Annotated in this window: 3 protein-coding genes and 1 pseudogene; all 4 read left to right on the top strand. The window is 68.7% G+C overall.

The features are described from left to right. Window positions 1-316: pseudogene (locus ACIQ6O_RS14725) on the top strand (low specificity L-threonine aldolase); the annotation flags it as partial. Window positions 317-681: 365 nt separating this feature from the next. After that, complete coding sequence (dnaX, locus tag ACIQ6O_RS14720) at window positions 682-2499, top strand: DNA polymerase III subunit gamma/tau (protein WP_396208537.1); 1818 nt, start codon at window positions 682-684, stop codon at window positions 2497-2499. 53 nt (window positions 2500-2552) lie between these two features. Next, complete coding sequence (locus ACIQ6O_RS14715) at window positions 2553-2861, top strand: YbaB/EbfC family nucleoid-associated protein (protein WP_396208536.1); 309 nt, start codon at window positions 2553-2555, stop codon at window positions 2859-2861. 24 nt (window positions 2862-2885) lie between these two features. Next, window positions 2886-3476 carry a recombination mediator RecR gene (gene recR, locus ACIQ6O_RS14710; RefSeq protein WP_396208535.1) on the top strand — a complete coding sequence of 197 codons (591 nt, stop codon included), beginning with the start codon at window positions 2886-2888 and terminating at the stop codon, window positions 3474-3476. The last annotated feature ends 9 nt before the right edge of the window (window positions 3477-3485 follow it).

The following is a 3485-nucleotide window of genomic DNA, read 5'->3' as shown; positions in this document are numbered from 1 at the left end:
CGCCGGCGCGATGCACGCGCTGCAGCACAACTACACGCGCCTCGCCGAGGATCACGCGAGCGCCCGCTACCTCGGTCAGGTCGTCGACGGGGCCGGTGGGGCGACGGTCGTCACGGCTGACACGAACATCGTGATGATCGACTTGCCCAAGCCGCTCGCCGCCGAGGTCGTGGCCAAGGCGCTCGCGCTCGGCGTGCGCATCTCGGCGTGGCATCCGTCACGGGTACGTGCCGTCACGCATCTCGACGCTCCGGCTGGCGTGGTCGCCGATGCGGCGGCGCGGCTGCGGCAGGCACTGGAAACGGTGCTCGGGTAACTGCTCATCGGAGGCGCTGAGCAACGGAGGCACGGAGCTTCGACCCCGTAGTTCAATGTCCCGCTCCACCAGCTTCCGCTCCCCAAGCTTCCGCCGTTCGAGCTTCCGCAGTACCAATCAACCCGCCCCCAAGCTATACTACTACTGTCCCGGGTCCCGGAGGGCGGCATGCCGCCAAATCGGTCAGGACCCCGCAGGTAGCAGCCGTACGTGGATGTTGACGTCGCTTCGTCAGGCCCGGGGCACTGCGCGCAGGAGGATTCGCTCACGAGAGCGGACCTCCTGCGCGTTTTTTTTGCCAGCCGACGAGCCGACGGCATTTCCCACCGTTCGCCCCCCGCTCCCGCCACCCTTAGATTGCAGGCATGTCGCTCGCCCTCGCCCGCAAATACCGCCCGCGGAACTTCGCGACCGTGGCGGTCCAGTCGCACGTCGCCAACACCCTCAAGGGCGCCATCGCCCGTGGGCGTGTGGCGCACGGCTATCTGCTCTGCGGCCCCCGCGGAACGGGCAAGACGACACTCGCGCGTGTGCTGGCCATGGCGCTCAACTGCGAGCGCCGCGGCGAGCCAGAGTTGCAGGGCGAGCCATGCGGGCAGTGCGCGAGCTGCCAGCGCATCTGGAGCGGATCGGCATCGCTCGACGTGGTGGAGATCGACGCGGCGTCCAACGGTGGCGTGGCCGACGCGCGTGAGTTGCGCGAGCGCGCCATGTATGCCCCGTCGGGCGATGATCGCTACAAGGTCTACATCGTCGACGAAGCGCACATGCTCTCGCGCGATGCGTGGAATGCCTTGCTCAAGGTGCTCGAGGAACCGCCGCCACGCGTGGTGTTCGTGTTCGCCACGACTGAGGCGCAGAAGGTGCTCGGGACGGTCGTCTCCCGGCTTCAGCGCTTCGACCTCAAGCGTATCGGGCCGGCCGAGATTCGCGAGCGTCTTGCCGCGGTTCTCACCGAAGAAGGCGTGCGTTTCGAGGACGATGCCCTCGGCATGATCGCCCGCGCCGCCGATGGCGGCTTGCGTGATGCGCTGTCGCTCACCGACCAGGTGCTGTCGCTCGGCGAAACCGCCGAGGTGACGAGCGAACGCGTGACGGTGGCCTTGGGGCTCATCCCCGACGACGAGTACATCGCGCTCCTCGACGTGATTCTCGAACGGCGCGCGGCCGATATCTTCGGTCTGGTGCAGCGTCAGGCCGACGCCGGTGTCGACTTCACGCTCCTGCTCGCCGGTCTTGGCCGTCTGCTGCGCGCACTGCTCGCCGTCACCATGGGGGGCCAGCCGCCCGAGCTGTCGGATCGCGTGCGTATTGCGCTCGACGAGCGAAAGGGACGCGTCTCCACGGGCGATCTGGTGCGCATGCTGCACGCGTTGCTCGAGATCGAGCCCATGTACCGCAAGAGCGGCCAGCCGCAGCTCCTGCTCGAAACGCTGCTCGTGCGCTTCGCGCTGCTCGATCGGACGGTCGAACTGGAAGAGGTGCTGAAGGGCTTCGGGGCAGGGGGACACGAGGATCCCCCGCCGCGTCGGGTCGCGCACGAATCGCGCGTGGCGTCGGCGCATGCCTTGCCTCCCACGCCGCCACCGGCGGTGGCACCGGCGCTCCCGAACAGCGCGCCGATGTCAGCGCCGGCCGTGTTCACGCCGCCACCGCCGTCGCGCACCGCGACCCAGCAGGCCGCCGCCGAGGCCGCGGCGCAGCAGATTGCCGCCGCCTCGGCGCCCGCGTCGCGCGCCATTGCGCCGGAGCCGCGCCGTACCGGTGGGGGATCGCCCACGCTCGAGCAGGTCAAGGCGCAGTGGAGTCGGGTGGCGCAAACGCTGCGTACGAATGGGCGCGGAATGGTCGCCGAAGCGGTTCAGCGGCTCGTACCCATGCAGGTCTCGCCGGAAGGCGCGCTCACGCTCGGTTACGCGCCCGCCGACGATACGTTCGCCATGGCGGTCGATCGGGCTCGGGCCGACATGATCGCCGTGCTCCAGGACACCCTGCCCGGGCTCACCACGTTTACGCTCCACGTGAACGCCGGCGCCGCCCCCGCCAGCTCGGCGGCGGCCCGCCCCACGTCCAAGCGCCTCACCGCCCACGACGTGCAGCAGCAGCGCACCGAACAGATCGCCGCCAAGGATCCGCTGCTGGAAGCGGCGGTGCGGGTGCTGGATCTCGAACTGCTGGACTGATCGCAAGGCGGGAGGTTTCCTCCCCTGCCACAGAACTCTCTCCGATAAATCCGATGGACATCTTCAAGATGCTGGGCCAGTTCAAGGACATGCAGGCCCGCATGCAGGCCATGCAGGAAGAGCTTGGCCAGCGCACGTTCAGCGCGCTCGCAGGCGGCGGTATGGTCTCCGCCGATGTGGACGGCAAGATGCAGCTCAAGCGCATCCAGATCGATCCGTCCATCATGAACGACAAGGACATGGTGGAAGACCTCGTGGTCGTCGCCGTGGCCGAAGCGCAGAAGAAGGCCGCCGAAGCCATGCAGATGGAACTCAAGAAGGTCACGGGCGGCATCGACCTGCCGTTCAACCTCCCGTTCTGATCCGGTCGTAGCCGGAAGCGCCACGTGTCGGTCATCGACGAACTCACGAGCGAATTGGCGCGGTTGCCCGGCATCGGGCGCAAGACCGCGCTGCGCCTCACGTATCACCTGCTGCGGCAGCCGGCGGCACAGAGCCGACGGCTGGCGGAGGCACTGGTGTCGCTCACGGAGCGCGTCCGACAGTGCGACCGGTGCCATAACCTCACCGAGTCGCCGCTGTGCGGGCTGTGCGCCGATCCACGCCGCGACGGTGCCCTGCTCTGTGTGGTGGAAGAGGCCAGCGACATTGCGTCCATCGAGCGCGCCGGGGAGTTTCGCGGCCTCTATCACGTGCTGGGCGGCCGCCTGTCGCCCCTCGACGGGGTGGGGCCCGATGACCTCACCATCGGCTCGCTGTTGGCGCGCATCGAGCCTGAGGGGGTCCGCGAGGTCATTCTGGCGACCAACCCGTCGCTCGAGGGCGAAGCCACGGCGCTGTACGTGCAGCGCCAGCTGGCCGGACGTGAGGTAAAGGTCACCCGCATCGCGCGCGGCCTCCCGGTGGGAGGCGACCTCGAGTATGCCGATGGCGTCACCATCGCGCAGGCGCTCGCCGCGCGCCGGGAAATGCACTAGGCGGCAGGG

Source organism: Gemmatimonas sp. (assembly GCF_044345575.1).
GTDB lineage: Bacteria > Gemmatimonadota > Gemmatimonadetes > Gemmatimonadales > Gemmatimonadaceae > Gemmatimonas.
The sequence above is the reverse complement of the archived record's forward strand: the minus strand, read 5'-3'. Positions and strand labels throughout refer to the sequence as shown.